The sequence below is a fragment of the Desulfovibrio sp. genome, from assembly GCF_019424165.1.
Taxonomy (GTDB): domain Bacteria; phylum Desulfobacterota; class Desulfovibrionia; order Desulfovibrionales; family Desulfovibrionaceae; genus Desulfovibrio.
In genome coordinates, this window is sequence record NZ_JAHZAA010000010.1 from 6,000 (window position 1) to 8,929 (window position 2,930).

The 2,930-nt window shown below is 44.8% G+C and carries 5 protein-coding genes; 2 read left to right on the top strand and 3 right to left on the bottom strand.

Going from position 1 to position 2,930, the window contains the following annotated elements:
- Both QZ377_RS05485 and QZ377_RS05490 read left to right on the top strand, forming a co-directional pair.
- Window positions 1-628 (top strand): aspartate/glutamate racemase family protein (locus tag QZ377_RS05485; protein WP_291440189.1); only part of this gene is annotated, 628 nt, incomplete at its 5' end.
- On the top strand, window positions 618-1,253 hold the full coding sequence (locus QZ377_RS05490; RefSeq protein WP_291440190.1) for a class I SAM-dependent methyltransferase: 636 nt from the start codon (window positions 618-620) through the stop codon (window positions 1,251-1,253). The genes QZ377_RS05485 and QZ377_RS05490, both read left to right, overlap by 11 nt.
- 3 nt (window positions 1,254-1,256) lie before the next feature.
- Here QZ377_RS05490 and QZ377_RS05495 read toward each other — a convergent pair whose 3' ends face one another.
- The 3 genes from QZ377_RS05495 to QZ377_RS05505 all read right to left on the bottom strand — a co-directional run.
- Window positions 1,257-1,895, bottom strand: coding sequence for an NTP transferase domain-containing protein (locus tag QZ377_RS05495; RefSeq protein ID WP_291440191.1), 639 nt, complete (start codon window positions 1,893-1,895; stop codon window positions 1,257-1,259).
- Window positions 1,853-2,467 (bottom strand): HAD-IB family phosphatase, encoded by a 615-nt coding sequence (locus tag QZ377_RS05500; RefSeq protein ID WP_291440192.1) that lies wholly within the window; start codon window positions 2,465-2,467, stop codon window positions 1,853-1,855. The genes QZ377_RS05495 and QZ377_RS05500 overlap by 43 nt, the downstream gene beginning before the upstream one ends.
- 203 nt (window positions 2,468-2,670) lie before the next feature.
- A partial coding sequence (locus QZ377_RS05505) for a LicD family protein (protein WP_291440193.1) occupies window positions 2,671-2,930 on the bottom strand: 260 nt, incomplete at its 5' end.

Consider the following 2,930-nt stretch of genomic DNA (forward strand, 5'->3'; position numbering starts at 1 on the left):
TGGGGCTTTTCGTGACATGCACCACCCGGAAATGATCATACTACAGGCAACGCAGGCGCCATCACGGAGCATGTTCCTTGAGGGAAAAGGCGCGTCATATATAGAAGCCTACCTTGAAGCAATCCAAAAAGTGCGGTCTGCCGGTGCAACAAAAATTGCCATGTGCTGCAATACGGCACATTGGGGAATTGCGACATTGGAGCAAAAATCAGGGATGCCGTTCATTAACGTTATCTCTGAAGTGCTCATGCAGGCAAAAGAAACTGGCAAGAAAAACATAGGATTACTTGCTTCTGACGGCTGCCTTAAGGGAAGGGTCTATGAGCCGTATTTTGAAAAACTCCTGCCTGATGCCACGCTGCTCTATCCTTCTGATGCGCTGCAACGCGAAGTCACACGCGGTATATGCAATATAAAAAACAAATCGCGCCTGCTGCCTGAAGATCATCCAGACCGGCCACGAAACATATTTACCCGCGTTACAGCAGAAATGTTTGATTCTGGAGCGGATTTATTGATCATCGGGTGCACGGACATACGGGTGGACTTCAAATGCGCCTATGCCGCCATAGATTCTCTTGAAGTTTTGGCCCAATGCATTTTACGGGATAGCGAAAATGAACAATAACGCCCATACGTTTTTTGAAAAAATGGCAAAGTCGGACAACCTTGCTCCAAACTCGGTAAAACTCGCCAAAAACAGCGATTTTTCGGACATTGATACGGACTTTATACGAAAACATGCAAATAGCACTTCTACAGTTCTTGACCTTGGATCAGGCACTGGCCTGATTGTAAACAAGCTTTATCCGCATGTTAAAAAAATCATTGCAGTTGAACCATTTTGCCAGTTCACGCAATACATCACCAAAAGCGCAAATATTGATGTAGTGAATTGCGACGCTGCCAGTTTTTTATCCGATGATAAATTTGATATAATTCTGCTTTTTGCTGTAATGCATTACGTGGATGAGACAGAGGCGATAGCAATATACAAAAAATATATTAACTATTTGTCAAAAAATGGAAAAATAATTATTAAAAACCAGTTTGGTGTACACGATGATGTAACCATAAACGGCTTTTCCGAAGAACTTCAGGAAAACTATTTCGCACAATACCGCTTTATAAATAAAGAAGTAAAATTGTTACAGGAAGCCGGATTCAGCAACGTAGATGTAGTGGACATTTACCCCCCAAAGTGCAACCGCTGGGAAAATACGCACTTTTACGCTCTCGTTGCAGAAAAATGATTTTTATAGCTTCCAGCTACGCACAAACTGGATAGCACGCTCGTAGTCCTCAAACGTATCAATATCGCAGGCTCGTATTTTCAGCCCCGGCATAGGAAGAAAGCTTTCAAGCTGATTATACACATTCCCGGACGTATAACGCACTTTTCGACGATCAATGCAGGCCGGCCCCGTCCATTCAAAATCACCCTGTTGGGTTGAAAAGCCCACGACTTGCCCCTGCCCGTCCACAACAACAAACACGGCATCATCAGACATTTTTTCGCTGTAAGCGATATATTCCCCTTTTGTTTCAAGGCAAAGCCGCACATCATCGGGGTGAACCAGCAAATCACCATCATATTCGATAACCAGGTCATTGGCATGCCGCGAACCAAGGTAAAAGCTGGCGCCGGTCTTTGTTTCAAAGTAGCTATGATTATAGATAAAGATCACATCACTTCGAAATTTCAGCACCTCTTTGATCACTTCATTGGCCTGATACCCCACGACAACCCGCACATCTTCCACATCCCTGAAAAAGTCCAGTTGCCACGCAATTAAAGAACGGCCTTCAATTTCCAGCAGGGCCTTGGTCGTTCCCAGGCCGAGGCGTGAGCCTATGCCTGCGCAACTGATAACAACTGATTGAGCTGTCTGCATAATGCTTCCTCGCTGAATACCAGATAGTCTGCGATAGACAGAACGCCGGGAGCCGGCCAATGGGTCATGCCGGTGGCAATGGAAACGTCCGCCTGCCGCATCGCCTCAATATCATTGTTGCCGTCTCCTATAAAGACGGTGGTCGCTCCCATATTTTTGTAATAGGAGACAACTTTTTCTTTTTTCAGGATACTTGTTAATTTGGTTATCCGGTTATTTTCAATCCGGCCGCTAGAACAATAGAACCGGGAAGAAACACGCTCAGCCAGGTGAGTAACCCAGCAGTCCAGATTGCCCGTGGCAATAATGCAGTCTTCCGCATGAGCATGAATGAAATCCACAACCTTCTGGTACAATGTTACTTTTCCAAGTAATTCAGCGACCTCGTTCACAGGCAGTTTACCCAGAATGTGAACGCGCCTGATGAAACTTTCAACAAAGGGAACATTTCCTGCAATTGTTTCCCTGGTCAACTCTTTGATCTCATCCTGGACACCAAAGAAGTCGGCGATCAGGGGCAGTGTTTCCTGAGCGGTTACCGTTCCATCCAGATCAAAAATAAATTTTACCATGAGACAATCCGCAGCAACAGGTTCAAAAATCTCGGAAGCATGGGACGCATCCAGTACATGCCATCCGGGCTTTACGCTGCCCCGGATGACGTTGCCTTAAAGTTTTGCCTTGTGCACATAGTTCTGCCCTGCAAACGCCGTTCTGTTTAACAGAAAGACCAGCAGGCCTCACGAAACTGGTTTATATCCCTGACAGGCGCCGCCTACAGGCCGTGTTCCTGTATGAACCTGTCCCGTAACACATGATGGTGGCTAATCCCCAAATCATTTGAGAATTTCATGGGATCCGTAAACTCAAAGAGCAGGTATTCCATCTCTTTGTTTGGAGCATAAAATTCAGTATGCTCATACTTCATTTTCTTTAATGGAAATATCACATCATAAGGTATAAAAGATGTATTGAATGGCTTGCTGTAAGACATCACACAATCAATACCAAAGTAAATATTTTTGCTTTCCTTTA

Coding starts and splice junctions, on each gene's coding strand:
- QZ377_RS05490 (WP_291440190.1), top strand. CDS start 618: ATGAACAATAACGCCCATACGTTTTTTGAAAAAATGGCAAAGTCGGAC.
- QZ377_RS05495 (WP_291440191.1), bottom strand. CDS start 1,895: ATGCAGACAGCTCAATCAGTTGTTATCAGTTGCGCAGGCATAGGCTCA.
- QZ377_RS05500 (WP_291440192.1), bottom strand. CDS start 2,467: ATGGTAAAATTTATTTTTGATCTGGATGGAACGGTAACCGCTCAGGAA.